The following is a 25530-nucleotide window of genomic DNA, read 5'->3' as shown; positions in this document are numbered from 1 at the left end:
CGTCCAGCACCATTTCAGCGGCTTGGACTTTGTATTCTCTTGAGTAAGATTTACGCACTGATTTTGCCTCCAATTGGGCGCCATCATAGCGCCCGATGAAGGTGTCCAAAATCATTAGGCCAGTTCAGCTTGCCTGCGATGAGCTGCCTGTAGGAGCAGGCTTGCCTGCGATGGGCTGCACAGCAGCCCCCAAGGCCCTAAGCCCAACCCCTGACGGGCAGTCGAAAGCACGGTAGTCTTACCCACTGCCTTCGCACTGCCCAACAGGAGTTCCCCATGCTCGGCGTCACCGACTACAGCGCCTTCGTCATCGCCTTCATCATCGTCCTGGCCATCCCCGGCCCTGGCAACTTCGCGCTGATCACCGCTACCGGCAAGGGCGGCATCAAGGCCGGCATGGCCGCGACCTGCGGGGTGATCCTGGGTGACCAGGTGTTGCTGTGGCTGGCCGTGGCCGGTGTCGCCACCCTGCTGGCCGCCTACCCCGCCGCCTTCCATGTGGTGCAATGGGCCGGCGCCGCCTACCTGGGCTACCTGGGCCTGCGCATGCTGCTGAGCAAACCTGGCGGCACCCCACGCGCCAGCCGCATGGACAATGGCCATTACCTGCGCCAAACCATGATGATCACCCTGCTCAACCCCAAGGCGATCATGTTCTACATGGCGTTTTTCCCGCTGTTCGTTGACCCGGTGAAGCACCAGGGGTTGGTGACCTTTGGCTTCCTGGCGGCAACGGTGGCGGTGGTGACCTTCATGTATGGGTTGATTGCGGTGGTGCTGACGCACGTGCTGGCAGAACGGATGCGCGCCAACCCGCGGATTGCCAACCTGTTCGAGCGCGCGGCGGGGGCCTGCCTGGTGGGGTTTGGCATCAAGCTGGCGGCGATGCGCTGAGGCATCGGGCGCCGCTTTGCGCGGCGCATCGCGAGCTACGCTCGCTCCTACCCCCCACACCCCACCGCCACGTTCCCGGTAGGAGCGAGCAAAGCTCGCGATGCGCCGCACTAGCGGCGCTCGATTGCCGCTCCTATGAAGCCCTCAAACCTATCGCAGGCCATGTGTCTTCAGATTTTTCCCATACCTTGTAGTCCATTTCTGAATCATACTCCCTGCCCTGCCAAACCATTGCGTGCACCTAAATAGCGGCCTAGGCTCGGTCCGTCGTTGCCATTCAACGACCGGCTTTGACAGGCCGTCTTATTCAAGTTTCCTTCGCTGCACTTTATGGCGGCTATACATGGGGCACATTCGTGTGCGCCGGGTTCTTGGGTAACCGGTCTGTCAACCCGTGTATAGCTGTCTCCATTCGTTTGACATCGTAGCCAGGCGGCTCCACTTATCCAGGAGCTTTTATGCGCAAGCTAGTACCCGATTCACCCCACTCCCTCGATTCATCTCACATCCTGCAAGACACGCTGATCCAGACCTCTAAAACGGCTTGAGTGAAGTAGCGCCGGTTCGGGCCTCTTCGCGGGGCAAGCCCGCTCCTACAGGCCAGCGCCATACCTGAAGGCGGCGCCAGCCCTGTAGGAGCGGGCTTGCCCCGCGAAGAAGCCCGAATAGGCAACAGAAATGATTCAGGGAGAAAACCAATGACCACCGACAACCCGCAGCGCCCCACCACCGTAGGCAAAACCCGCTACTACCAGGGCGAAAACCAAACCCAACCGCTGTTCTGCATCGAACCCGGCATCCCCTGCGAGTACGCCCGCGAACAAGCCTCCGAGCTCATGGGCTACGCCCGCGACCTGACCCTGACCGGTTTGCTCGAAGACGACCAAAAACTGATCTGGGCCTCGCATTACCTGACCGCACTGGCCAAGGCCCTGCTCGATGACGCGGAGCTTGGAATGAACAAAATGTCTAGCCCACAACGAAAAAGCCCCTGGAAACTTTCGTTTCCAGGGGCTTCATCTTGTATGGCGGAGAGATAGGGATTTGAACCCTAGGTACTGTTGCCAGTACAACGGATTTCGAATCCGTCCCGTTCGACCACTCCGGCATCTCTCCAATGCCGCGCATCATACCAGCGTTTTTTTAAAAGGCAAACCTTTTTTCAAAAAAAATCACGTGGTATCAGGCGCTTGCGTGAACGCGCCGCTTACAGCGGCACGCCCAGGCGCTTGGCAACTTCTTCGTAGGCTTCGATCACGTCGCCCAGGCCCTGGCGGAAGCGGTCCTTGTCCATCTTCTTGCGGGTTTCTTTGTCCCACAGGCGGCAGCCGTCTGGGCTGAACTCGTCGCCCAGCACGATCTGGCCGTGGAATACGCCGAATTCCAGCTTGAAGTCGACCAGCAGCAGGCCTGCGTCGTCGAACAGCTTGTTCAGCACTTCGTTGACCTTCAGCGACAGCTTCTTCATTTCAGCCAGCTGCTCGGCAGTGCCCCAGCCGAACGCCACAACGTGGGATTCGTTGATGAACGGGTCGCCCTTCTCGTCGTTCTTCAGGAACAGTTCGAAGGTGGACGGCTCCAGCTTGATGCCCTCCTCCACGCCCAGGCGCTTGACCAGGCTGCCGGCGGCGTAGTTGCGCACCACGCACTCGACCGGGATCATGTCCAGCTTCTTCACCAGGCACTCGTTGTCGCCCAGCAGCTTGTCGAACTGGGTCGGCACGCCGGCTTCTTCGAGCTTCTGCATGATGAAGGCGTTGAACTTGTTGTTCACCATGCCTTTGCGGTCGAGCTGTTCGATGCGCTTGCCGTCGAACGCCGAAGTGTCGTTACGGAACAGCAGGATCAAGCGGTCGGCGTCGTCGGTTTTGTAAACCGATTTGGCCTTGCCGCGGTAGAGTTCGTCGCGTTTTTCCATGATTGGGCTCCGCTTGCTGAGGTGTTGGGCTAGGCGATTTCGCGCCAGTCGAGCCCGTGTTCCTGGTTGGCCACCTGGAGCCAGTCTGGGTCGCACCCAAGGGCGTCGACGAAGCACTGGCGGGCCAAGTGTGGCAGGTTGTTCTTGCTGCTGAGGTGGGCCAGCACCAGATGTTGCAGGTTGCTCCAGCCCAACTCCTGCACCAGGCGCGCGGCCTGGTGGTTGTTCAGATGTCCTTGCATGCCACCCACCCGTTGCTTCAGGAAAGCCGGGTAGTGGCCGCGTGCCAGCAGGTCGCGGCAATGGTTGGCTTCGATCAGCAGTGCGTCCAGGCCCTGGTAGCGCTCCAGCAGCAGCGTATCGTACGAGCCCAGATCGGTGAGCATGCCAAAACGCCGGCGGCCATCGCTGACCACGTATTGCAGCGGCTCGTAGGCGTCGTGCTCGACCCGCGCGGCGCTAACCTGCAGTTCGCCAACCTGCAGCTGCTCGCCACAAGCGAGAAAACCGGCCACCTCCACCGGCTTGCGCATGCCGCGCAAGGTCCCTTGGCTGAGGTAGACCGGTACATTGTAGCGCCGCGACAGCAACCCCACCCCATGCACGTGGTCGGCATGCTCGTGGGTTACCAATACCGCGCTCAACTGCGCTGGCGAAACCCCGAGCAGCGCCAGGCGCCGCTCGGTTTCACGCAGGGAAAAGCCGCAATCGACCAGGATGAACGTGTCACCACTGGCGATCAGCGTGCCGTTCCCTTGGCTGCCGCTTCCGAGTACCGCGAAGCGCACTTAGCCCAGGTGGTCCTGGATGGCGCTCAGCACGCGGCGGGCAATATCGGCCGGGGCCACGGTGTTGATGTTCTTCTCGACCGTAACCTGCACGCTGTCGCCGACCTTGCTCAGGCGTACCTGGTAGCGCTCGGCGCGGGCTTCACGCTCTTCCTTGGTCGGTTCGCTGCCGAACATGCGGCTGAAGAAGCCAGGCTCGCTTTGCTTGTCTTCAGGCTTTTCCGACAGGTTGATGTAGTACAGGCCCAGGCTGCGGTTGATGTCCTCGACGCGCCATTCGCCACCCTGCTCCAGGGCACGGCCCACGCCAGACCAGGCACGGTCCAGGTCGGAGCCGAGGAACAGCACCGGGTTACCGCTGCCGTCTTCGCTCAGGCTGACACGGCTAGGCGCGTCGAAGTCGCGCGCGGCCAGCAGGGAAACCGAACCGCCTTTCTCGGCGCTGCGGTTCATGCCGGCGAGCATTTCGTCGACCAGCAGCGCATCGGCGCCGGTGTTGGCCGAGGACGATGGGAACGCAACATCGGCGGTGCTGCCGGCCGGGCGTTCGGCGCTGACGATGTACACCTCGGAGGTGTTGCGCTGCACGCCAGGCTCGATGCGCACACGTACGCGCACTTCGCCATCGCTGCTGCTCGACGTGCTTGCCAGGCGCTGGCCAAGCGAGGCCGACAGTTCGTCGAAACGCTGCCAGGTGGTGCTGAATTCACCGGTTTGCGGGCGCTCTTCGGCAATGCGGAAGCCGTTGTCCTCGAAGAACTGGTGAGCCACCGGCCACACTTCGGCAGGCGCGTGCTGGGCCAGGACCCAACGGCTGTTGCCGCTGCGTTGCAGGCTGTAGTCGGTTACCTGGCCGGCGCCGCCGGTCAAAGGTTGCGGGCGCGGCACTTCGAACTCGCCGGTGGCGTGATCGTCGGCCACGTTGCGCGGAATCGGCAGCAACGGGTCAAGGCGCTTGACGTTGCCGGCATCTTGCGGCAATTGCATCGGCGCGGTGGGGTGCGCCTGCAGGTAATCGCTGCCGCGGTCGCGGAAATAGCCATCCTCGCCCCACAGCCAGCCACACCCACTGGTGCTGGAAATGATCAGGGCGAGCGCGGAAAGACCAGCCAGTCGCTTCATGCGGTGTACTTCCTCTTAAACCAGTACGCCGGACTGGCGCAAGGCAGTACGGACTTTGTCGTGGCAGCTTTCGCTCAGCCAGGTGAGCGGCAGGCGAATGCCCTTGTGCATCAGGCCCATCTCCACCAGCGCCCATTTCACGGGAATCGGGTTGGCTTCGCAGAACAGGTCTTTGTGCAGCGGCATGAGTTTTTCGTTGATTGCGCGGGCCTTCTCGGCATTGCCCTCAAGGGCGGCCTCGCACAGATCGGCCATTTCGCGCGGAGCGACGTTGGCAGTGACGGAGATGTTGCCCTTGCCGCCCATCAGGATCAGCTCGACGGCAGTCGGGTCGTCGCCGGACATGACGATGAAGTCGCTGTCCACGCCGTCCAGGATGGCCTTGGCACGTACCAGGTCGCCGGTGGCTTCCTTGATACCGATGATGTTCTTGACCTTCGACAGGCGGATCACGGTGTCGGCCTGCATGTCGCAGGAGGTGCGGCCGGGCACGTTGTAGAGGATCTGCGGGATGTCGACGGCTTCGGCGATGTGCTTGAAGTGCTGGTACAGGCCTTCCTGGGTCGGCTTGTTGTAGTACGGCACCACCAGCAGGCAGGCGTCGGCGCCAGCATTCTTGGCGTTCTGGGTCAGGTGCACGGCTTCGGTGGTGGAGTTCGCACCGGTGCCGGCGATGACCGGGATCGGCTTGTTGCTGCGCTTGACGCGCTCGACCACGTGCTTGATGACCAGGATGTGTTCTTCGACATCCAGCGTGGCCGACTCACCGGTGGTGCCGACTGCGACGATCGCGTGGGTGCCGTTTTCCAGGTGGAAGTCTACAAGTTTGTCGAGGCTTACCCAGTCCAGACGCCCTTGTGCATCCATGGGTGTGACCAACGCCACCATACTGCCCGCAATCATGTAACTGCTCCTGCCGGAAAAAGAGAGCGGTAATGGTACTGGGGGCATCGACCTTGCACAAGCGAAGCAGGCAGGCGGAGCATTCCCCTCGGCGCCTTATTTCGCTACCCTTGATGCTTTGATCGGTGCAGCGCGGCCCGCCGGGCCGTCGACCCTGCTCCACGGCCAGTGTCCGTCCTCGCATGCGAGCCAAGGGCCCAGCCGACCGGAGGCTTTCCTCTGTCCTGCACCGACCGCTCATCGCTTTAGGAATGCTGCATGTCCACCCCCACCGTCCGCGAACAATTCCTTGTCATCAGCGCCCTGGGCCCCAACCCCATGGAGCTGGCCAACGTCCTCAGCCGCGCTGCCTTCGAAAACCGCTGCGCGGTGGTTACCTCGCGCCTGAGCCGCCACGGCGAAACCAGCGCCCTGGTGCTGCAGGTAGGCGGCAGCTGGGACGCCCTGGCGCGCCTTGAAGCCATGCTCCCGGGCCTGGGCAAGAAACATGGCCTGACCCTCGACGTGGTGCGCAGCGCCGACCAGGAAGTGCGCCCGCAGGCCCTGCCCTACGTGGCCTATGTCAGCGCGGCCTACCGCCCGGACATTATCAACGAGCTGTGCCAGTTCTTCCTCGACCACCGCGTCGAGCTCGAAGCCATGACCTGCGACACCTACCTGGCGCCGCAAACCGGCAGCAGCATGCTCAACGCCCAGTTCACCGTGATTCTGCCAGCCGGCACCCAGATCAGCTGGCTGCGCGACCAGTTCCTGGACTTCGCCGACGCCCTGAACCTGGATGCGCTGATCGAGCCGTGGCGCCCACAGAACCCCATGTAAGGAACCTGACCATGGCAGTAGCACTCGACCAACCCGTCGCCGACTTCCAGGCCCAGGCCACCAGCGGCCAAACCGTCAGCCTGGCCGAGCTGAAAGGCCAGCAGGTGGTGGTTTACTTCTACCCGAAGGACAGCACCCCGGGCTGCACCACCGAAGGCCAGGGTTTCCGTGACCAGCACGAGGCGTTTGCCGCGGCCAACACCGTGGTGTTCGGCGTGTCGCGCGATGGCATCAAGTCGCACGAGAACTTCAAGGCCAAGCAGGGCTTCCCGTTCGAGCTGATCAGCGACAAGGACGAGGCCCTGTGCCAGCTGTTCGACGTGATCAAGCTCAAGAAGCTGTATGGCAAGGAATACATGGGCGTTGACCGCAGCACCTTCCTGATCGACAAGAACGGTGTGCTGCGCCAGGAATGGCGTGGGGTGAAGGTGCCGGGGCATGTGGATGCCGTGCTGGCGGCGGCTCAGGCCTTGAATAAAGGCTGAGTTTTCGATGGGGCTGCCTTGCCCCGCGAAGGGCCGCAAAGCGGCCCCAATTGCCTCAAAGCATCGGCGAAACGCTAGGTTCCTGCCGCGGCCAGGCATCCAGCACGGCCTTGATCAAGGTCGCCAGCGGAATCGCGAAGAAAATCCCCCAGAACCCCCACAACCCGCCAAACAGCAGCACCGCGCAGATGATCGCCACCGGGTGCAGGCTCACCGCCTCGGAAAACAGCAACGGCACCAGCACGTTGCCGTCCAGCGCCTGGATGATCGCGTACACCGTCATCAGGTAGATGAACTGGTCGCCCCAGCCCCACTGGAACAGCGCGATCAAGGTCACCGGCACGGTGACCACCACCGCCCCCACGTACGGCACCACCACCGACAAGCCGACCAACAGCGCCAGCAAGGCGGCGTAGTTCAGCCCCAGGCTGATGAAGGCGATGTAGGTGGCGATCCCGCAAATCAGGATCTCGATGCCCTTGCCGCGAATGTAGTTGGCGATCTGCCGGTTCATCTCGTTGCCCACCCGGTTCAGCAAGCTGCGCTGGCGTGGCAGGTAGCCACTGACCCAGCGCCCGATCAGCTCGCGGTCCTTGAGGAAGAAGAACACCAGGATCGGCACCAGCACCAGGTAGATCATCGCGTTCACCAGCAGCGGCAGGCTCGACAGCGAGAAGGTCAGCGCCCATTGGCCGAACTTGCCGATTTCGCCGCGCACCGACTCGATCGCGTGCAGCACCTGTTCGTCCGACACCAGGTGCGGGTAGCGCTCAGGCAGCAGCAACAGCAGCGATTGCCACTTGCCGAGCATGCCCGGCAATTCGTTGAACAGGGTAATCAGCTGGTGCCACAGCAACGGCACCAACACCAGCATGAACACCGCCAGCGCCCCCATGAACAGGGCGAACACCAGCATCACCGCCAGCCGCGTCGGCACCCGCAGGCGCTCCAGGGCATTGACCAGGCCCTGCATCAGGAACGCCAGGACCATGCCCGCCAGCACCGGCGCCAGCATGCCGCCGAGGGTGAGCACGGCAGTGAAGGCCAGGAACAGCAGGACCGCCAGCACCACCGCTTCTTCATCGGAGAAGTAGCGCTGCATCCAGTCGCGAAGCACTTTGAACATTGACGATCCTTGGGAGGGGCAGGCTCAGGCCTTGCGCAGCCAGTAGGTGTAGGTGCCGGCCTCGGCCGTTTCCTGCAGCAGGGTATGACCGGCCAACTGGGCGAAAGTGCGGAAGTCGCGCTGGGAACCGGCGTCGGTGGCGATCACCTTGAGCACCGCGCCACTGGCCAGGCGGTTGAGTTCCATCTTCGCCTTGAGCAGCGGCAACGGGCAGTTCAGCCCGCTGGCGTCGAGTTCGGCGTCGCAGGTTGGGGTGTCACGCATCGGATGCATCTCCAGGGCGAATCGGAAAAGGCCGCTAGGATACCGCCACTGGTCTGCTCTGCGCGACCCGGCTACAGTAAGCCTTTTTACCGACGCGAGCTTCTGCATGAATCTACTGCGCCCTACCTTGCTGACGCTGGCCTGCCTGATGGCCCTTCCCGGCCATGCCGACGACCTGCCGTCACTGGGCGACGCCAGCTCCGCGATCGTTTCGCCGAAACAGGAGCACGACCTGGGCCGTGCCTGGCTGAGCCTGCTGCGCGGCCAGGTCAACCAGCTCAACGACCCACAGCTCAAGGACTACGTCGAAACCACCGTGTACCGCCTGGCCGAAACCAGCCAGCTGCAGGACCGGCGCCTGGAATTCATTCTGATCGACAGCCGCGAGCTCAACGCCTTCGCCGCCCCCGGCGGCATCGTCGGGGTCAACGGCGGCCTGTTCCTCAATGCCCAGACCGAAGGCGAGTACGCTTCGGTACTGGCTCACGAACTGGCGCACTTGTCGCAACGCCACTTCGCCCGTGGCGTCGAGGCCCAACAGCGCATGCAGCTGCCGATGATGGCCGCGTTGCTGGCCGGTATCGTGCTGGCGGCGGGGGGCGCAGGCGATGCCGGCATCGGCATGATCGCCGGCACCCAGGCCGCGGCCCTGCAGGAGCAGCGGCGCTTCTCGCGGCAGAACGAGCAGGAGGCCGACCGCGTCGGCATCCAGAACCTGGAGAAGGCCGGCTACGACCCACGCAACATGCCGACCATGTTCGAGCGCCTGGCGCGCCAGTACCGCTATGACGCCAAGCCGCCGGAGTTTCTGCTGACCCACCCGGTCACCGAATCGCGTATCGCCGACACCCGCAACCGCGCCGAGCAGGCGCCCAAGGGCGGTGTCGAGGACAGCCAGCGCTACCAGCTGATCCGCGCCCGCGTCGCCCTCACCTATGAGGGCACGCCGGGCCTGGCGGCCAAGCGCTTCCGCGCCCAGCTCGACGAAGACCCGAAACTCGATGCAGCCCGCTACGGCCTGGCCCTGGCGCAGATCAAAGGTGGCCAGCTCAACGAAGCGCGGGAGAACCTCAAGCCGCTGCTGGCCAAGGCGCCCAACGACATCACCTACAACCTGGCGCAGATCGACCTGGACATCACCAACAATCGCCTGGCCGACGCCCAACAGCGCGCCGAGCGCATGCAGGGGCTGTACCCCGGCAACTACCCGCTCAAACAGGTGCGTGCCGACCTGCTGGTGAAGCAGAACAAGCCGGCCGAAGCCGAGAAGGTACTGGATGACTTGCTGAAAAGCCGCCCCGATGACCCGGACGTGTGGTACGACATGGCCGAGGTACGCGGCCTATCGGGCAACACCATCGGCCTGCACCGGGCACGGGCGGAATATTTCACCCTGGTGGGGGATTTCGACCAGGCGATCCAGCAGCTGGACTACGCCAAGCGTCGCTCGGGCAGCAACTTCCCGCTGGCTTCGCAGATTGACCAGCGCCAGCGCGAGATCATGGAACAGCGGCGCATGGTGCAGGAAATGATGGGACGTTGAGGCCCCCTTCGCGGGCAAGCCCGCTTCCACAGCTACAGCGCTACCCTTGAGGACTGCGCTTTACCTGTAGGAGCGGGCTTGCCCCGCGAATGGGCCGCAAAGCGGCCCCAAGGCCTCAGGCGTTACCGGAAAGCTTCAACCGCGCCGCCTGGGTAAAGTCGAGCATGCGGTTCAGCGGCTTCAGCGCCTTGGGCACCAGCGCCGGGTCAACGAAAATCTCATCGCCGCCGTTGCGCAGGCAATGCAGCACGCGCTCCAGGGTGTTCATCGCCATCCACGGGCAGTGCGCGCAGCTGCGGCACGCCGCGCCGTTACCGGCGGTCGGCGCTTCGACGAATTCCTTGTCCGGGCACAGCTGCTGCATCTTGTAGAAGATGCCGCGGTCGGTGGCGACGATGAAGGTCTTGTTCGGCAGGGTTTGCGCAGCCTTGATCAGCTGGCTGGTGGAGCCCACCGCGTCGGCCAGCTCGATCACCGACTCCGGCGACTCCGGGTGCACCAGAATCGCCGCATCCGGGTACAGCGCCTTCATGTCGGCCAGCTGGCGCGACTTGAACTCTTCGTGAACGATGCAGGCACCGTCCCACAGCAGCATGTCGGCGCCGGTCTGCTTCTGGATATAGCGGCCCAGGTGCTGGTCCGGGCCCCAGATGATGGTTTCGCCGTTGTCCATCAGGCTTTCGACGATTTCCAGCGCACAGCTTGAAGTCACTACCCAGTCGGCCCGCGCCTTCACGGCTGCGGAGGTGTTGGCGTAGACCACCACGGTGCGCTCGGGGTGCTTGTCGCAGAACGCCGAGAACTCTTCCACCGGGCAGCCCAGGTCGAGCGAGCAGGTGGCTTCCAGGGTGGGCATCAGCACACGCTTGTGCGGGGTGAGGATCTTGGCTGTCTCACCCATGAAGCGCACGCCGGCAACGATCACCGTGTCGGCCGAATGGTTCTTGCCGAAGCGGGCCATTTCCAGCGAGTCGGACACGCAGCCGCCGGTTTCCTCGGCCAGCGCCTGGATCACCGGGTCGCAGTAGTAGTGGGCCACCAGCACGGCATTCTGCGCCTTGAGCTCGGCAGCGATGGCCGCACGGTATTCGGCCTCCTGCTCGGCGGTCAGCGGGTTGGGCTGCTTGGCGTCAAGGTGAGCCTGTACCAACAGGCGTTCGGAAATCTGAGTCATGATCGCTGGACCTGCGGGCGCGCACGCGCGTCGAATCGAGTGTATCACCCGGCCCTGGCAGATCGGCTAAGGGTGCCGGACGGCAGGCACGCCGCCTCGGCCCTCTGCGGGCGCGGATTATTATCGGACGCCGAAGGCTACAGACAATCTGGGGAATTCAAAAGCGGTTTTTGTGTTGCCTGTGCCGGCCCCTTCGCGGGCAAGCCCGCTCCCACAGGGCCGGAACAGGTCGGCCGGTCAACCTTCCGGCTGCATCGCCGCAAAGTGCGCCGCCAACAACATGGCGAACTCTTCGACGGTCATCTTCTTGCCGTTGAAGTCGACCATGCCATCGGCATAGTGCAGGCTCGACACCACGTCATTGCCCTGCACCGTGGCCATGCCACTCTGCACCGCCATCATGCCGACCATTTCCCCGGCCTGGCTGGACTGCGCGGCAATCGCCTGGGCATCGGTTTCACCTTCGAGCAAGGCCGGCAGGGTCGCCAGGTCACCGATCATCGGCTTGGACAGCGACAGCTTGCCCTTCACCTCGGTGATCAACTGCTTGCCCAGCTGGTCTGGTGGCAGGTCGAAGGAGCTTGGGCTGGCAAAATCCAGCGACAGGTCGAAGCGGCTCTCGCCATTGGCGGTGCGCAGCGACAGGTTTTCCACGGCAAGCTTGGGCCTGGCCGCCAGCAGTTGCTGCAAGTCGCCCTGGAACTTGGCCTTCTGCGCCTCATCCATCTCGATTTGCGGCACCGGCTGCCCGGCAGCCTGGGCCGCTTCGAACTCCGGCAAGTGCGCCTGGTACCACTGCCCCAGCGCCTGCAGGGCCGGGGCATCGAGCGACTTGAGGCTCACGCCCATCTGCGCCGCGCCCACCGCCCGGCCGTCCCAGGTGATCTCGGCCACCCGGTAATCGACGCGCCCACCCACGGTATCAGGGCCGTCGAGGGCTTGCAGGAGGTTCTGCTCGATGCCCTTGAGCACCAGCACCTGCTGCTTGGCCCCAAGGGTCGCCTTGGCTTCGGCCAGCAATACATCGACATTGCCGGCGTATACGGCGTCATGCTTGGTAGCCGCCAGGTTGCCGCCCAGCTTCAGGCCGGAAAGCTCGAAGGTGGCCGGTGGGTGGTCCTCGCCCACCAGCTTCACTTGCAGGCGGTCGGCACTGCCATGGAATTTCGAGGCTTTGCCTTCGTTATCGCCACTGACTTCCAGGTGCATGCCGGAGAAGTCCAGGCTGCTGCCGTTGGCGTCGGTGCGCTTGAGCGGCGCCAGGACGACATCGCTGTCGACGCCACCGGCGAAGCCCAGGCTGGTGTGGGCGCTGATCGGCGACTGGTCACCGGCCGCGTCGAACCAGGGCGCGGTGAAGTCATCTTTGTTCAGGGTACTGCTGCTGGTCGCCAGCACGGGCATCAGCTTCAGTGCCTTGACCCGCGACCAGGGGAATGGGCCGTGCTCGATCTGGTCGGTCATGCCCAGCTCGAAGCCCACCACCTCGCCCTGGCCCAGGTTGATATCCTTGGCCTTGAAGCGGTACTGGGCCGTACTGGTGAAGAAATGCTGGTCGAGAGAAACCAGCTCGATGGTCATGCTGCCGCCGCTGTTGACCAGCGCCTTCTTGAACTGTTCGTTGCTGCGGTTAACCGCGGCTTCCAGCTCGGCGGGCACGCGCTTGCCGGTGTACCAGGCACCTGCGGTGGTGACGACGGCGATGGCGATGGCCAAGCCGGACAGGATACTGACTGATTTCTTCATGAATTGAACCGATTGCTGTCCATAGGAAAAGTGCACGCCTGAGCGAGCGCAGTGGCTAGGTTAGCACTGTGCCGGCCCCGGTGCGGCACAAACGATCACAGCGCCAACCCCAGGCGCAATTGCGCCGGGAATTGCCAATCGCCGCAACAAGCCCCCGGGAGCTCGGCCATGGCCTTGAAACCCTGGGCGTGATACAGGCTGATGGCGGCGGTGTTGCCTGCCTCGACATCGAGCTCGACCCTGCGCTGCCCGCCGGCCCTCGCCGATTCCAGGGCCATGTGCAGCAGGCGACGCCCTAGCCCCTGGCCGCGCGCTTCTGGCGCAACCACCAGGTTGTAGATGAACAACGCATCAGCGGAGGGCTTGGGATGCCCGGCAACTGAACGCAACAAGCGGCGAATCACGCCTGCACCGGACAACCCCGGGTAGAAGCGCAGGACCGAACAGAGCAAACCCAGGTCGAGCCCATTCTTTTGCTGCGCCGAAAGCGTGGCGACCACACCACGGCAGCGCCCATGCTGTAGCACCAGCCGGTGCCGGGCATGGCCGAAGTGCCCAAGGTTGCGAGCGAAGGCATGGGCCAGGTAAGGCTCCAGGTAACGGTCGCCATACACTGCCGTCAAGGGCCGTGGGGCGATGCTGACAATCAATGGCACCACCTGGCCAGCATGCTGCGGGCTGGCGTGGCAAAAGGTTTCAGTCATGGCCGAGCACTCCCATGCGCCGCAGCAGGCGAATGGCATTGGTATTGCGCGATACCCCATGACGCAGCTGGTAATTGAAACTCAAGCCCTGCTCGCCTGCGTCCTCGTAGCCTTCCTCGAAATAGATGTTGCACCCCAGGCCCTGCAAGGCCGGATCGGTGGCCAATGCGACGTTGTGCGTAGTCAGCAGGCCGAGCGCCTGGTGGGCGCACAGCGTGCGCAGGATCTCGATGATCGCCAGGTTGCGCTCTTTCTCGTTGGTGCCCTTGAGCAACTCATCGAGCAGGTACAGCACGGGCACGGGCGATTGCCTGACCGTGTCGATCACCGCCTTGACCTGCAACACCTCACTCATGAAGTACGAAAGCCCCTGCTCCAGTGAATCGGCCACCGAGATGGACGACACCATGCGCATCCGGCCGAAACGGAAGGCCTGCGCAGCCACCACCGAGCCGGCCTGGGCCAGGCGCAGGTTGAGGGCGACGGTGCGCATGTAGGTGGTCTTGCCTGACATATTGGAGCCGGTGATGATCGTCACCTGCCCCGGCACCAGCGCCACCGGGTTGGGCACCGCACGCTCCGGGTGCAGCAGTGGGTGGCATGCCCCCTGGGCCGTGAGGCTTGGCTCGTCGACCTGACGGGCAAAACACCAGCCTGGGTTTTCATCGGCAAGGCCTGCGAATGCCGACAAGGCCTCCAGTTCGGCCAACACTTCCAGCCAGGCAGGCAGGTGCGTTCGATGCTGCCTGCGCCAGCGCGACAGCGCCAGGGCACAGTGAAAATCCCAGAGCAGCACTGCCTGGGCGAACACCCCAATGGTCGGGTTGTGGCGCAGTCGCGCATAGCCAAGGATGCTGTCCAGCCGGCGTACAGCGCGTGCCGGAGGCGCCTCGCCCACCGTCAACTGGCCGGCCAGCCGTTGCAGGCACGGGCTGGCGAACGGCTGCCCGGCCACGTGTGTCAGCCAGCGGGTAAGGCCGTTGAGTGTATCGGCGCTGTCATCGGCCCCGGCAAAAACGCCATGCCAGGCTTTGGCACGCAGTGCATACAGCACCAGGTTGATGCCGACACATGCCAACAGCGTGGCCGCCGGCAACCCACCGCCGAGCACGCCGCCCATGCACACCAGGCTGGCCACTGTCGCGCCCCGGCCCAGCGCTACCTGCAGGGGCGTAAACCCCGCGCTGTCCTCGCCTGCCACCCATTCCCCGAGCCGCCCAAGGTCCAGGCCCCGGGCATTGAGGTGCAGCGCATACGCCGCCAGTGCCTGGCGCAGGTCGCGGCACCCGGCCAGCTCGGTGATGGCCTGTTGACGGTCGCGCAGCGCTTCATCCTGGGCCGGTTGCGTCAACCAGTGGGCGATCCGGCGATCACCCAGGCCAGTGGCCTGGTTGAACAGCAGCTGCCCCATCGACGCAGGCCCGAACAGGTTGATGTCCAGGTCCTGCTTGTCGAATAGCGGGCGCAGGCTTTCAGGGCAATCGGGCAAGGCGCTGAAATCCCGCTCCAACCGCGCCAGCGCCCACTGGTTGAGGGTGACCAGGTGCTGTTCGTGCTCAATGGCTTCGCGCAACTTCGCATGGCGTTGGACCATCCCGATGAACAGCACCAGCCCCAACACCAACGCGGCCCACAGCCAGGGAGCAAAGCCGCGCTCATAGCCATGCCAGGCGAGTGTCGGCAATGCCAGGAATACCAACAGGCGCACCCACTCGGTTCGCCGCAGGCGCCCACCGAGCCGTTCGATGCATGCCCGGTGGCGGCTCGACCGGGCGCGCAGGTCGTCAGCCAGCGCCTGCCGGCTCCGGGCCGTGCTCGGCGCGCAGGACGCGGCGCTGGGAAGGTTGCTTGATATCGAACATGCTGGCGGCATAGGCTCCAAAAATCCTGTTGAGAACGGGGTTTCGCAACCTCAGGTACAGGCCGCTGGCACTGAGCTGCGACCCGAGGTTCTGCTTGACGAAGTAATTGGTGATGCCCAGGTCGACCCAGCCCGTGCAGGTTGATGCGAACTGACGCAGCACGTCGATGTGCAGCACATAGTAGGCGTTTACCGGCAATTCCACGGCGTAGTCGCGGCCAAACAGGAACGGGTTGATGACCTTGCCGCCCACACCGCTGAGCACGAACGCCACCGCCTGTCCGTCGCCATCGTGCAGCACCGAGAACACGGCCATGCCACTGCCCTGGAGTTGCTGGAAGAACGCCAAGGGCAGCGCCTCACGGCGATACTCGGTGGCCCGCTCATGGGTATTGAGGTAAAGGCGGTACAACTGCTCAAGCCCTGGCACCTCGCCGGGGTAGTGAACGACGCTGTAGGCAGATGCCTCAAACGTGGCCATGGCCTTTTTCAGTATCTTGCGGCTGTTGGCCTTGAGCCTGGCGTAATGTGCAGGCCAGCCCCTGCCATCGAGGCAGATCAACGCCAATGGGTAGTTGTTGCAGGCACGAAAGCCACGGCGGCGCAACAGCGCCTGCAGCGGCTCGGTGGCAGCGTTAGCGGTTTCCAGGTCGCGCACCACATGCACCTGGGCGCGCGGCAAGGCGCGCTGGGCACCCGCGACCATCACCTCGAACAACGCCCGTTCGTCGTGGCCGGGCGCTACCCACCAATGTTGCCCTGCCGTTTCGAAACATCCCAGCATGGCGACCCGCAGCAACCCTGCCCTGGGCAACACACACCTGACGACCCTGGCGCCACGCACGGCCCAGGTGGGCGCCTCTTCGAGGATGTCGAGGTCTTGCTCGGTGGCGAACATCAGCCCCACGACCGGCCCCTGGGCATGCTCGCGCACCTCCAGGTAACGGTAGGTTCGCTGTGGGTAGCAGGCCTGCACCACGCCCATGAAACGGTGGCTACGAAACGGGTGGTCGAACGCCAGCGTCGCGTTCCACAGGGTTTCGTCGATGTCGGCGATATCATCGTACAGGCGTAGTTGGCCACCCTCGATGGCCAAGGTGTCAATCAGCATGCTCTAGCACCCCCTGGCTCCTGAGCGCGTCCAGGTAGGCTTCGCGGTGCTTGAACACATTGCGTAGCGCCGGAATCTGCGGTGCCGGGAACAGGCCTTCACGCAGCAGCCGCAATAGGCGGTTCACCCAGCCGCGTTGGTGGCGGATGAAGAAGTACAGCGGCGATGACACGGCGCCAATGCTGAACTTGGCCTCATAGCTGGTTTGCCCCAATTCGATAAAGGGAACGCCCTGCGCCTGCGCCTCCTCGACGATACGGTACAGGCAATTGAAGTAAAGGCAGCTGGCATCGCGATACTGGTAGTCGATGCCCAGGTACAACGGATGCAAAGCCGCCCCCTTGAGAAACAGTTCGAACGCTACCAGGCGCTCGCCGTCGAAACAGAGCAACGCATACGCTTGCCCGCCCAGGCAGGCGCCCACTTCGCGAAAGAAGGCCTCGCTCAGCCGCTCAAAACGGGTATTGGAGCGTTCCAGGACGTTGAGGTACAACCGATGCATGGCTGCGGCATGCTCGGCAAATTGCGCGTGCACCGCCCAGCACAAGCCTGCATCTTCGAACATCTTCTTGCGCTTTTTCATCACGTTGCGGTACTTGCTGAGCATGTTGTCAGCATATTCCAGCCCATTGACCACGGCCGTGCTGACGTACGTGGTGTCCGGGCTGCGGCACACCAGGTAGTGCCCTCCCCAGGCCTGCTGCAGCCGGCGCTGCAGTGGCGCGTCGAACTCTTTCAGGCAGACGAAGCCGATGCCCAACTGCGCCGCCTTGCCCAGCAGCTGCTGGTGAACCGCCCACAACGTATGGTCCCATTGCCCCTCACGTACCCCGGGCAAGCCAAACATGTCCGAACAGGTCGCCAAGGGGCTGCCGACCACGAACAGGCGCGCCTTGAGCAAGCGCGGCAGCACCGTGCGGGCGCGCCGCACCACTGCCTGTACAGGCACCGGTGCCAGGTCGGTCAGCGAGTAATCCATGCTGAAGCAGGCCAGGATGCCTGTTACCTCACCGGCGCGCAGTACCTTGAGGTAGTGAAAACCTTCAACCATCGCGGCGCGTTCCAGCGTCTGCTGCAGGGCATAAGAGGCAGTTACCTGGCCTGCACCGAAGCATGCCTGCCAGTCGGCAGGATCGATGTCCGTCAGCCGGTCCACCCATTCAAAGGTCATGCCCATGGCTGCCCCCCGGCGCATCGATCAGTTGCAATGCCCGGCCCACATCGGTGATCGCCGCAATGCTGAAGTCGAGCTCTTCCTGGGTCAGGTTGGCGCTGAGGTTGATACGTACCCGCGCCCGCGACCGGCTCACGGCGGGGTGCGCCACAGGGTTCACATAGACACCGCGCAGGTGCAGGGCCTTGGCCAGTTCGTAGGCCTTGTGCTCTGCATAGGTCATCAGCGGAATGATGCTGCTGCAGGTGTCGAGCAGATCGAAGCCCCTTGCGCGCAGGGCGCTGACGAAGTAGTCGGTCTTGCTGCGCAGTTGATCGATGATCTGCGGCGACGATTCGAGCACATCCAAGGCGGCGATGATCGATGCCAGCACCGGAGGCGGCAGCGAGGCCGAGAAAATGTAAGGGCTGGCGCCAGCTCGCAACAGTGCCGCCGTCTCGTGGCTGGTGGCAATGAAACCGCCCACACCCGGCAGGCCCTTGCTCAGGCTGCCGGTCAGTACATCGACTTGGTCACTGACACCGAACAGCGCAGGGGTACCGCGGCCGTTCGGGCCCAGATGGCCGGTACCATGGGCATCATCGACCAACAGGAAGGCATTGTAGCGACGGGCCAAGGCTGCAATCCGGTCCAGCGGCGCGAGATCGCCATCCATGCTGAAAACACCGTCGGTGACGATGAACTTGCGCTGCGCCTGCGGCAAGCGCTGCAGGTTGTGCTCCAGGCTGCGCAGCGATGCATGCCGGTAAGGCACCACGCGCGCGGCGCTCAGGCGCAGGCCATCAACGATCGACTGGTGGTTGAGCATGTCGCTGAGCACCACATCGCCCTCCCGACACAGCGTCGCCAAGGCAGCCAGGTTGGCAGCGTAGCCCGAAGAGAAAGTGATGACTGCCTCGACACCCAGAAAACGCGCCAGGCGCTGCTCCATTTCCACATGCAGCTCACTGGTGCCATTGAGCAAACGCACGCCACTGGAGGTGGTTCCATAGTGGCGAATGGCATCAATGGCCGCTTCGTTGATACGCGGATGCCCATTGAGGCCGGAGTAGTTGTAGGACCCCAGGTGCAGCACATCGCGGCGGCTCGGCGCCTTGGCATGCTCACTGAAACTCACCGAAGCGTGCTTGGTGGGCATCGAATGGAACACCCGGCCAATGACGTCCATATAGCCGTTTGCCACCAGCCCCTCCAGGCGTTCGAGCAACCCGCCCAACACCTCGTTGTCCCGGGCCAGGCTGCGCGCCTGCGCTGCGTTGTCGTCAGTTACCCGCTCTGCACGTGTCGTCATCATCAATCACTCCTTGATCAATCGAGGTTTACGTAACACCGCCAACCACGGCAGGCAGCACGCCAGCACCGCCAATAGCAGCAGCCCTTCACCCTGCGGGCTGGATAGCCACAGGTAGCAGCAACCCAGCAACTGCCCGCCACGCAGCGCCCACCGCCCACTGCGGCCGGTGCCACGGGAATGGCCGGCGCAATTGGCCACCACCAGAAACAGCAAGGCCGCCAGCGTAAGGTCGCCTGCTGGCAGGGCCGCATGGTGAACAACCAGGTAGAAACCGACGAACAGCGCCGGCAGGTAGTCGAACCAGGCAAACTCATGGGCCACCGGCTGGCCCTGCTCCACAGGCACCTGAGTGTGCGCAGGGCTGCCAAACAGCACACGCAACTTGCCCAGCAGCCCCTGTGCTGCCATGGCCGAGCGGATGCAGTGGCGATAGAGAAAGAAATTCAGGTAGCCAGGTGATGCGGGCTGGTGGATCGGCGTGGTGATGCCGTAACGCACCGGTTCTTGAGGCAGCTCGCGCTGGTAGGTGCCGAACAGCTTGTCCCAGATAACCAGGAAACAGCCGAAATTCTTGTCCAGGTAGATAGCGTTGCTGGCGTGATGTACACGGTGCTGCGACGGCGTCACCAGTACCCGCTCCAGCAGACCGAGTTCGGGTACCAGGGCGGTATGGATGAAAAACTGGTAAAGCAACTGCACTGAAATGACCAGCAGGTAGTGCTCCAGCGAAATGCCAAGCAACGCCATGGGCAGGAAGAACAGCCACACCGTGAAATTGCCTATCCAGCCGATACGAACCGCCGTGGTGAAGTTGAAAGCCGTACCGCTGTGATGGATCAGGTGGTTGCACCACAGCAGGGCGCATTTGTGGTGTGCCCAGTGGTTGAACCAGTAGAGGAAGTCGTACACCAAGAACGCGAAGCCGATGTTCGCCAGGGGCCCGCCCAGGTCCAGGGGCAGTGAATAGTGTTCGAGCAGGTAACGGTAAAGCGCCAGGTTGACCGAGGCGAACAGCACGCCCACTGCCAGGTTGCCGATACCCAAGACAGCATTGACCAGCCCTTCGGCCGGCTGCCAGTTCGCTGAGCGCTTGCAGGCCAGCAAGATCCCTTCAAGCAGGATCGAGCCAAACACCAATAGCAGCAGGTAGACCAAAAACATCGTGGTTTGCATGAACACCCCTTCCCTGGGCTAGGCGCAACCTGCGCCTGAACTTGCTTGGGGTTCCTGTCCGCTGGAGCCCCGGCGCACACGTCGCCGTCACAAGAGATGTTTCTAGAACGAATGATCGCCCTGGGAATCAAGGCGCCAAGGCGTAACCCTTGAACGACCGCGACAAAACACGACAGGGCGCGCAAAGCGTAAATTTTTATCAACATCAAAAACTGCAATTCAGCCAGCAAAACGCTTAAAACGGCAAAAAAAGCCGCTTTCAGCCGATAAAGCTTCATAAAACCACGGCACGCTGTCGTGTTTCACTTGACACCCAAACCCCCTTCATCGTTTATTTGCCCCGCTTTGCGTCGCGCCCGACAAACCAAACAACTACAGGCAAGCGCCCCGACCATGACCATTGAGCCTCAAGCCCGCTGCAGCTCCCGCCGCCCCCTCGCCCTGGCCCAGCATCCACGCCCAGGGCCGCGCCCGTACTGATCGCCCTTTTCCTGCAACGCCCCGCCTGGGCGTTATCTGCCGCTCCTACTACAAACGGTGAACAATATGGAGCCGATCCGCACCCTGCAGCACCCCGCCTTGCCCGCCCCTTCGGTACAGGAGCCTTGCCAGCATGCAGACTGAGCACAGCCCTGCCGGCAACGGCCAACTCCGCAAAACCCTGCGCCTGTGGCACGTGATCATCATCGGCCTGGCCTACCTCACGCCCATGACGGTGTTCGACACCTTCGGCATCGTGTCTGGCCTCACCGCTGGCCATGTGCCCAGCGCCTACATCCTGGCCCTGGCCGGGATCCTGTTCACTGCGGTGAGCTACGGCACCCTGGTACGACGCTTCCCACAATCGGGTTCGGCCTACACCTACACGCAACGGGCGATCAACCCGCACGTCGGCTTCCTCGTCGGCTGGTCGTCGCTGCTGGACTACCTGCTGCTGCCGATGGTCAACGCCCTGCTGGCCAAGCTGTACCTGTCGGCGATGTTCCCCGAAGTGCCGGCGTGGGTCTGGGTGACCGGCTTCGTCACCCTGATCAGCTTGATCAACATGCGCAGCGTCAACCTGGTGGCGCACTTCAACCTGCTGTTCGTTGCCGTGCAGGTGGCGATCATCGCCGTGTTCATCTACCTGTGCGTGCGCGGCCTGGACCAAGGTGAAGGGCTGGGCACGGCCTGGAGCCTGATTCCGTTCGCCGACAGCCAAACCCAGTTCAGCGCCCTGGCCGCCGGTGCGACCATCCTGTGCTTCTCGTTCCTGGGCTTCGATGCGGTGACCTGCCTGTCGGAAGAAACCCGCGACCCGGGCAAGACCATTCCGAAGGCGATCTTCCTCACCGCACTGATCGGCGGCCTGGTGTTCATCAGCGTGTCGTACTTCATCCAGGCCTACTTCCCAACCATGGCGCGCTTCCACGACCAGGAAGCCGCCCTGCCGGAAATCGCCCTGTACGTGGGCGGCAAGTTGTTCCAGTCGATCTTCATCGCCTGCACGGTGATCAACACCATCGCCTCGGGCCTGGCGTCGCAAACCAGCGTGTCGCGCCTGTTGTACGTGATGGGCCGTGACAACGTGATCCCGGCCAGCATTTTTGCCCGGCTGCACTCACGCTACAAAACGCCGGTGCTGAACATTGCCGTGGTCGGCCTGATCTCGCTGTCGGCGATCTTCTTCGACCTGGTGACCGCCACGTCGATCATCAACTTCGGCGCGCTGGTGGCCTTCAGCTTCGTCAACCTGTCGGTGATCAACCACTGCTTCCTGCGCGAAGGCAACCGCCGGGGCCTGGCCAACCAGCTCAAGTACCTGGTGCTGCCGACCATCGGCTTCTGCATCATCGTCTCGCTGTGGCTGGACCTCAACGCCAACTCGCTGATGTTCGGTGGCGTCTGGGCCGTGCTCGGGCTGCTGTACCTGGCCTGGCTGACCAAGGCCTTCACCGCCGCACCGCCGAACTACATCGCTGAATGACCTTTGCTGCCAACCACGCCCGCGTCTGATCGCGGGCGTTGTTGTTGATCGATAAGGAAAGTCCTCATGCTGCTGCGTCGCCTCTCCATCCAGTGGAAGATCACCCTGCTTGCCGGCCTGTGCCTGCTGGCCATCGTCGCGCTGCTGGTCGCCACGGCACTGACCCAGGCGCGGCGCAGCGCGGTACTGGTCAACCAGGCCAGCACCGAAATGCTCGAACACAGCGCACGCCTGCGCCTGCAGGCCCATGCCGAAACCCAGGCCTTGCGCATCCAGCGCTATTTCATGGACGCCTACCAGTACGGCAACGGTTTCGCCCGCCTGGTGCAGGTGCTCAAGGCCAAGGGCGGCAACGACCTGCGCGCCGAGCTGAACCGCCAGGCCAAGGCGAGCCTGGCCGGTAACCCGGACGTGATCGGCCTGTACCTGGTGTTTCAGCCCAACGCACTGGACCACCAGGACAGCCAGTTCGCCGGCCAGGCCGACACCGGCAGCAACGAAACCGGGCGTTTCTCGCTGTACTGGTCGCAGCCCAGCCCCGGCACCCTGGAGCAGGAAGCGATGCCCGAGTCGATGCTGGGCGACAACAGCCCCGGCAGCAATGGCGCGGCAAAGAACCGCTGGCTGACCTGCCCCCAGGAAACCGCCAAGGCCTGCGTGCTGGAGCCCTACCTGGATGATGTCAACGGCCGCCAGGTGCTGATGACCAGCATCGCCCTGCCCCTGCTGGACAACGGCAAGGTGGTGGGTGTGGTTGGCCTGGACATCGGCCTGGCCAACCTCCAGCAACTGAGCCTGGACGGCCGCCAGGAACTGTTCGATGGCCAAGGCCAGGTGAGCATCGTCAGCGCCGCCGGCCTGCTCGCCGGGTACAGCCGCGACGCCGGCAAGCTCGGCCAGCGGCTGGCGCAAACCCTGGACCAGGGCCTGCTGCGCGTGGCCCGGCCGTTCGCGCCAATTCCCGATGCCAGCCCATGGCAGGTGCAGCTGGAGTTGCCCGAAGCCGTGCTGCAAGCGCCGGCCCTGGCGCTTAACCAGCGCCTGGACGCGCACGCCCAAAGCGCCAACCTGACCAGCCTGCTGATCGGCCTGGGCGCTGCGGTGCTGGGCCTGCTGCTGGTGTGGCTGACTGCCCGCGGCGTGACGCGGCCGATTCAGGCCGTGGCCGCACGCCTGGAAGACATCGCCAGCGGCGAGGGGGACCTGACCCGGCGCCTGGAATACGCCCGCCAGGACGAGCTAGGCCAACTCACCGGCTGGTTCAACCGTTTTCTCGACAAGCTGCAGCCGGTGATCGCCCAGGTCAAAGGCTCGCTGCTCGAAGCCCGTGGCACGGCCGACCAGTCTGCCGCCATCGCCAGCCAAACCAGCAATGGCATGCAACAGCAGCAACGCGAGATCGAGCAGGTGGCCACCGCCGCCAACGAGATGAGCGCCACCGCCCAGGATGTCGCCCGCAGCGCCTCCCAGGCCGCCCATGCCGCCCGTGGCGCCGACCAGGCCAGCCGCGAGGGCTTGCAACTGATTGCCAGCACCCGCCAGGCCATCGAGCAGTTGGCAGGCGGCATGGATACGGCGATGGGCGAAGCCCGCGCCCTGGAGCAGCGCAGCGAGCAGATTGGTTCGGTGCTCGACGTGATCCGCGCGATCGCCGAGCAGACCAACCTGCTGGCGCTCAATGCCGCCATCGAGGCAGCCCGCGCCGGTGAAGCCGGGCGCGGCTTTGCCGTGGTCGCCGACGAAGTGCGCAGCTTGGCCCAACGCACCCAGGTGTCGGTGGAAGAGATTCGCCAGGTGATCGAAGGCCTGCAGCAAGGCACCCAGGACGTGGTCGGTTCGATGCACGATGGCCAGCGCCAGGCCCAGGCCAGTGCCGAGCGTATGGAACAAGCACTGCCGGCGCTGCAGCGCATTGGCGAGGCGGTGGCGGTGATCAGCGACATGAACCTGCAGATCGCCTCGGCGGCCGAGGAACAGAGCGCCGTGGCCGAGGAAGTGAACCGCAACGTGGCTGGCATCCGCGACGTCACCGAGTCGTTGTCCGGGCAGGCCGATGAATCGGCGCGCATCAGCCAGGCACTGAACCGGCTGGCCAACCAGCAACAGGCGCTGATGGAGCAGTTTCGCGTCTAGCCTGTGAAGGCCAATGTGCCCGCGAAGAAGCCCGCACAGACAACACAGCAACAAGGCTATTTACCGAGTACAACCCATGCAAAGCGCAACCCGAACGACCTTCTTCGACATCACCAGCGAACAAGGCCTGCTACGCACGTCGATCGCCGTCACCCTGTTCATCGCCACCATCGGCATCGGCTTTGGCCTGGCCTCCGGCTCGTTCTCGATCGTCTTCGACGGCGTGTACTCGCTGGTGGATGCCAGCATGAGCGGCCTGTCGTTGGTGGTGGTCAAGCTGATCACCTCGCACGCCACCAGCCTTCAGCTCTCGCGCAAGCTGCGCGAGCGTTTCACCATGGGCTTCTGGCACCTGGAACCGATGGTGCTGGCACTCAACGGCATCCTTCTCAGCGGCGTGGCCATCTACGCGCTGATCAACGCCGTCAGCAGCGTGCTGCAGGGCGGGCGCCACCTGGAGTTCGGCATCGCCATGGTCTACGCCGTGTTGACCGTGATCGCCTGCGCCACCATCGCCGTGGTCGAGGCGCGGGCCAACCGCCAGCTGAACTCGGACTTCGTGCGCATGGACGTCAAGGGCTGGGTGATGTCAGCCAGTATCACCGCGGCATTGCTGATTGCCTTCTGCTTCGGCTACGCGGTGCAAGGCACGCAGTGGGAGTGGGTATCGCCGTACATCGACCCGGCGGTACTGGCGTTGGTGTGCCTGGTAATCATTCCACTGCCGCTGTCGGTGGTGCGCCAGGCGCTGTCGGAAATCTTCCTGGTCACGCCTGGTGACCTCAAGCTGCATGTCGACACCGTCGCCCAGCAGTTCGTCGCCAAGCACGGTTTGCAGTCGTACAAGGCCTATGTGGCCAAGGTTGGGCGCTCGCGGGAGATCGAGTTGTACTTCATCGTGCCCACCGACATGCCAGCGCGCTCGATTGCCGAATGGGACGCCCTGCGGGACGAAATCGGCGATGCCGTGGGTGGCGAGGGGCCAGACCGCTGGATCACGGTGGTATTTACCGGGGACCCGGCTTGGGCTGAATAAGCACCTGGGCTAGCTGGGCTCCTATGGAACAAATCGTAAATATTTGATTTAACTGATATTCCTGTAGGAGCGGGCTTGCCCCGCGAACACCGGCAAAGCCGGTGCCATCCACCGCGTCGCCTGCTTCGCGGGGCAAGCCCGCTCCTACAGGGGATTGCGGCGTCCCGGGATCGAGTAGGAGGCGGGTTCGCACCCGCCGTCCTCTCACACCACCGTGCGTACGGTTCCGTACACGGCGGTTCAGGTTATACGGCTAAGCCGGTTGATCGTATCCAGTATTGAGACCAGTCCGAGTT

General features: G+C 63.6%; 22 protein-coding genes and 1 tRNA gene. 8 read left to right on the top strand and 15 right to left on the bottom strand.

Annotated features, from left to right (window positions below):
• Window positions 1-276: 276 nt before the first annotated feature.
• Window positions 277-894: a LysE family transporter gene (locus F3J45_RS28925; RefSeq protein WP_167070769.1), complete on the top strand. Its 618-nt coding sequence runs from the start codon at window positions 277-279 to the stop codon at window positions 892-894.
• A 698-nt stretch (window positions 895-1592) separates the two neighbouring features.
• The gene (locus F3J45_RS28920; protein WP_167070768.1) at window positions 1593-1934 is read left to right on the top strand and encodes a DUF3077 domain-containing protein; all 342 of its coding nucleotides are present in this window, start codon (window positions 1593-1595) and stop codon (window positions 1932-1934) included.
• On the opposite strand, the gene F3J45_RS28915 is transcribed toward F3J45_RS28920, so the two are convergent.
• From F3J45_RS28915 to dapA, 5 genes are all read right to left on the bottom strand, one after another.
• Window positions 1921-2010: transfer RNA gene (locus tag F3J45_RS28915), tRNA-Ser, on the bottom strand. The genes F3J45_RS28920 and F3J45_RS28915 overlap by 14 nt on opposite strands.
• Before the next feature lie 91 nt (window positions 2011-2101).
• Window positions 2102-2812 carry a phosphoribosylaminoimidazolesuccinocarboxamide synthase gene (gene purC / locus F3J45_RS28910; protein WP_167070767.1) on the bottom strand — a complete coding sequence of 237 codons (711 nt, stop codon included), beginning with the start codon at window positions 2810-2812 and terminating at the stop codon, window positions 2102-2104.
• 29 nt (window positions 2813-2841) lie between these two features.
• Window positions 2842-3600 carry an MBL fold metallo-hydrolase gene (locus F3J45_RS28905; RefSeq protein ID WP_167070766.1) on the bottom strand — a complete coding sequence of 253 codons (759 nt, stop codon included), beginning with the start codon at window positions 3598-3600 and terminating at the stop codon, window positions 2842-2844.
• Window positions 3601-4722 carry an outer membrane protein assembly factor BamC gene (gene bamC, locus F3J45_RS28900; protein ID WP_167070765.1) on the bottom strand — a complete coding sequence of 374 codons (1122 nt, stop codon included), beginning with the start codon at window positions 4720-4722 and terminating at the stop codon, window positions 3601-3603. It abuts the gene before it with no gap.
• 15 nt (window positions 4723-4737) lie between these two features.
• On the bottom strand, window positions 4738-5625 hold the full coding sequence (gene dapA, locus F3J45_RS28895) for a 4-hydroxy-tetrahydrodipicolinate synthase (RefSeq protein ID WP_167070764.1): 888 nt from the start codon (window positions 5623-5625) through the stop codon (window positions 4738-4740).
• A gap of 258 nt (window positions 5626-5883) precedes the next feature.
• Here dapA and F3J45_RS28890 point away from each other — a divergent pair, with 258 nt between their 5' ends.
• Together F3J45_RS28890 and F3J45_RS28885 are read left to right on the top strand one after the other, a co-directional pair.
• Complete coding sequence (locus F3J45_RS28890) at window positions 5884-6444, top strand: glycine cleavage system protein R (protein ID WP_013973793.1); 561 nt, start codon at window positions 5884-5886, stop codon at window positions 6442-6444.
• A gap of 11 nt (window positions 6445-6455) precedes the next feature.
• Complete coding sequence (locus F3J45_RS28885; RefSeq protein WP_167070763.1) at window positions 6456-6929, top strand: peroxiredoxin; 474 nt, start codon at window positions 6456-6458, stop codon at window positions 6927-6929.
• A gap of 55 nt (window positions 6930-6984) precedes the next feature.
• On the opposite strand, the gene F3J45_RS28880 is transcribed toward F3J45_RS28885, so the two are convergent.
• Together F3J45_RS28880 and F3J45_RS28875 are read right to left on the bottom strand one after the other, a co-directional pair.
• Window positions 6985-8055, bottom strand: a complete 1071-nt coding sequence (locus F3J45_RS28880) for an AI-2E family transporter (protein WP_167070762.1) — start codon at window positions 8053-8055, stop codon at window positions 6985-6987.
• A 24-nt stretch (window positions 8056-8079) separates the two neighbouring features.
• On the bottom strand, window positions 8080-8319 hold the full coding sequence (locus tag F3J45_RS28875) for a sulfurtransferase TusA family protein (RefSeq protein ID WP_167070761.1): 240 nt from the start codon (window positions 8317-8319) through the stop codon (window positions 8080-8082).
• Window positions 8320-8425: 106 nt separating this feature from the next.
• On the opposite strand from F3J45_RS28875, the gene F3J45_RS28870 reads away from it, so the two are divergent.
• Window positions 8426-9862, top strand: coding sequence for a M48 family metalloprotease (locus tag F3J45_RS28870; RefSeq protein WP_167070760.1), 1437 nt, complete (start codon window positions 8426-8428; stop codon window positions 9860-9862).
• Between the two features lie 115 nt (window positions 9863-9977).
• Here F3J45_RS28870 and nadA read toward each other — a convergent pair whose 3' ends face one another.
• From nadA to F3J45_RS28830, 8 genes are all read right to left on the bottom strand, one after another.
• The gene (gene nadA / locus F3J45_RS28865) at window positions 9978-11036 is read right to left on the bottom strand and encodes a quinolinate synthase NadA (RefSeq protein WP_167070759.1); all 1059 of its coding nucleotides are present in this window, start codon (window positions 11034-11036) and stop codon (window positions 9978-9980) included.
• A gap of 237 nt (window positions 11037-11273) precedes the next feature.
• Window positions 11274-12782: a YdgA family protein gene (locus F3J45_RS28860; RefSeq protein ID WP_167070758.1), complete on the bottom strand. Its 1509-nt coding sequence runs from the start codon at window positions 12780-12782 to the stop codon at window positions 11274-11276.
• 95 nt (window positions 12783-12877) lie between these two features.
• Window positions 12878-13486, bottom strand: a complete 609-nt coding sequence (locus F3J45_RS28855; RefSeq protein ID WP_167070757.1) for a GNAT family N-acetyltransferase — start codon at window positions 13484-13486, stop codon at window positions 12878-12880.
• A complete protein-coding gene (locus F3J45_RS28850; RefSeq protein WP_167070756.1) occupies window positions 13479-15194 on the bottom strand; it encodes a hypothetical protein in 1716 nt (571 codons plus the stop codon). Before F3J45_RS28850 ends, F3J45_RS28855 begins: the two co-directional genes overlap by 8 nt.
• 76 nt (window positions 15195-15270) lie before the next feature.
• Window positions 15271-16458 (bottom strand): GNAT family N-acetyltransferase, encoded by a 1188-nt coding sequence (locus tag F3J45_RS28845; protein WP_167070755.1) that lies wholly within the window; start codon window positions 16456-16458, stop codon window positions 15271-15273.
• Window positions 16448-17629 carry a GNAT family N-acetyltransferase gene (locus F3J45_RS28840; protein ID WP_167070754.1) on the bottom strand — a complete coding sequence of 394 codons (1182 nt, stop codon included), beginning with the start codon at window positions 17627-17629 and terminating at the stop codon, window positions 16448-16450. Before F3J45_RS28840 ends, F3J45_RS28845 begins: the two co-directional genes overlap by 11 nt.
• Window positions 17619-18926, bottom strand: a complete 1308-nt coding sequence (locus tag F3J45_RS28835) for an aminotransferase class I/II-fold pyridoxal phosphate-dependent enzyme (RefSeq protein WP_205300730.1) — start codon at window positions 18924-18926, stop codon at window positions 17619-17621. The genes F3J45_RS28840 and F3J45_RS28835 overlap by 11 nt, the downstream gene beginning before the upstream one ends.
• Before the next feature lie 3 nt (window positions 18927-18929).
• Window positions 18930-20099 carry a sterol desaturase family protein gene (locus tag F3J45_RS28830; protein ID WP_167070753.1) on the bottom strand — a complete coding sequence of 390 codons (1170 nt, stop codon included), beginning with the start codon at window positions 20097-20099 and terminating at the stop codon, window positions 18930-18932.
• A gap of 613 nt (window positions 20100-20712) precedes the next feature.
• On the opposite strand from F3J45_RS28830, the gene F3J45_RS28825 reads away from it, so the two are divergent.
• The 3 genes from F3J45_RS28825 to F3J45_RS28815 all read left to right on the top strand — a co-directional run bounded on the left by F3J45_RS28825 (window position 20713) and on the right by F3J45_RS28815 (window position 25234).
• Window positions 20713-22065, top strand: coding sequence for an APC family permease (locus tag F3J45_RS28825; protein WP_167070752.1), 1353 nt, complete (start codon window positions 20713-20715; stop codon window positions 22063-22065).
• A 66-nt stretch (window positions 22066-22131) separates the two neighbouring features.
• Window positions 22132-24198, top strand: coding sequence for a methyl-accepting chemotaxis protein (locus F3J45_RS28820; protein ID WP_167070751.1), 2067 nt, complete (start codon window positions 22132-22134; stop codon window positions 24196-24198).
• A gap of 76 nt (window positions 24199-24274) precedes the next feature.
• A complete protein-coding gene (locus F3J45_RS28815; protein ID WP_167070750.1) occupies window positions 24275-25234 on the top strand; it encodes a cation diffusion facilitator family transporter in 960 nt (319 codons plus the stop codon).
• Window positions 25235-25530 lie beyond the last annotated feature (296 nt).

Source organism: Pantoea sp. Ap-967, from assembly GCF_011752565.1.
Lineage (GTDB): Bacteria > Pseudomonadota > Gammaproteobacteria > Pseudomonadales > Pseudomonadaceae > Aquipseudomonas.
Note: the sequence above shows the minus strand (reverse complement) of the source record. Positions and strands in the feature narration are given on the sequence as shown.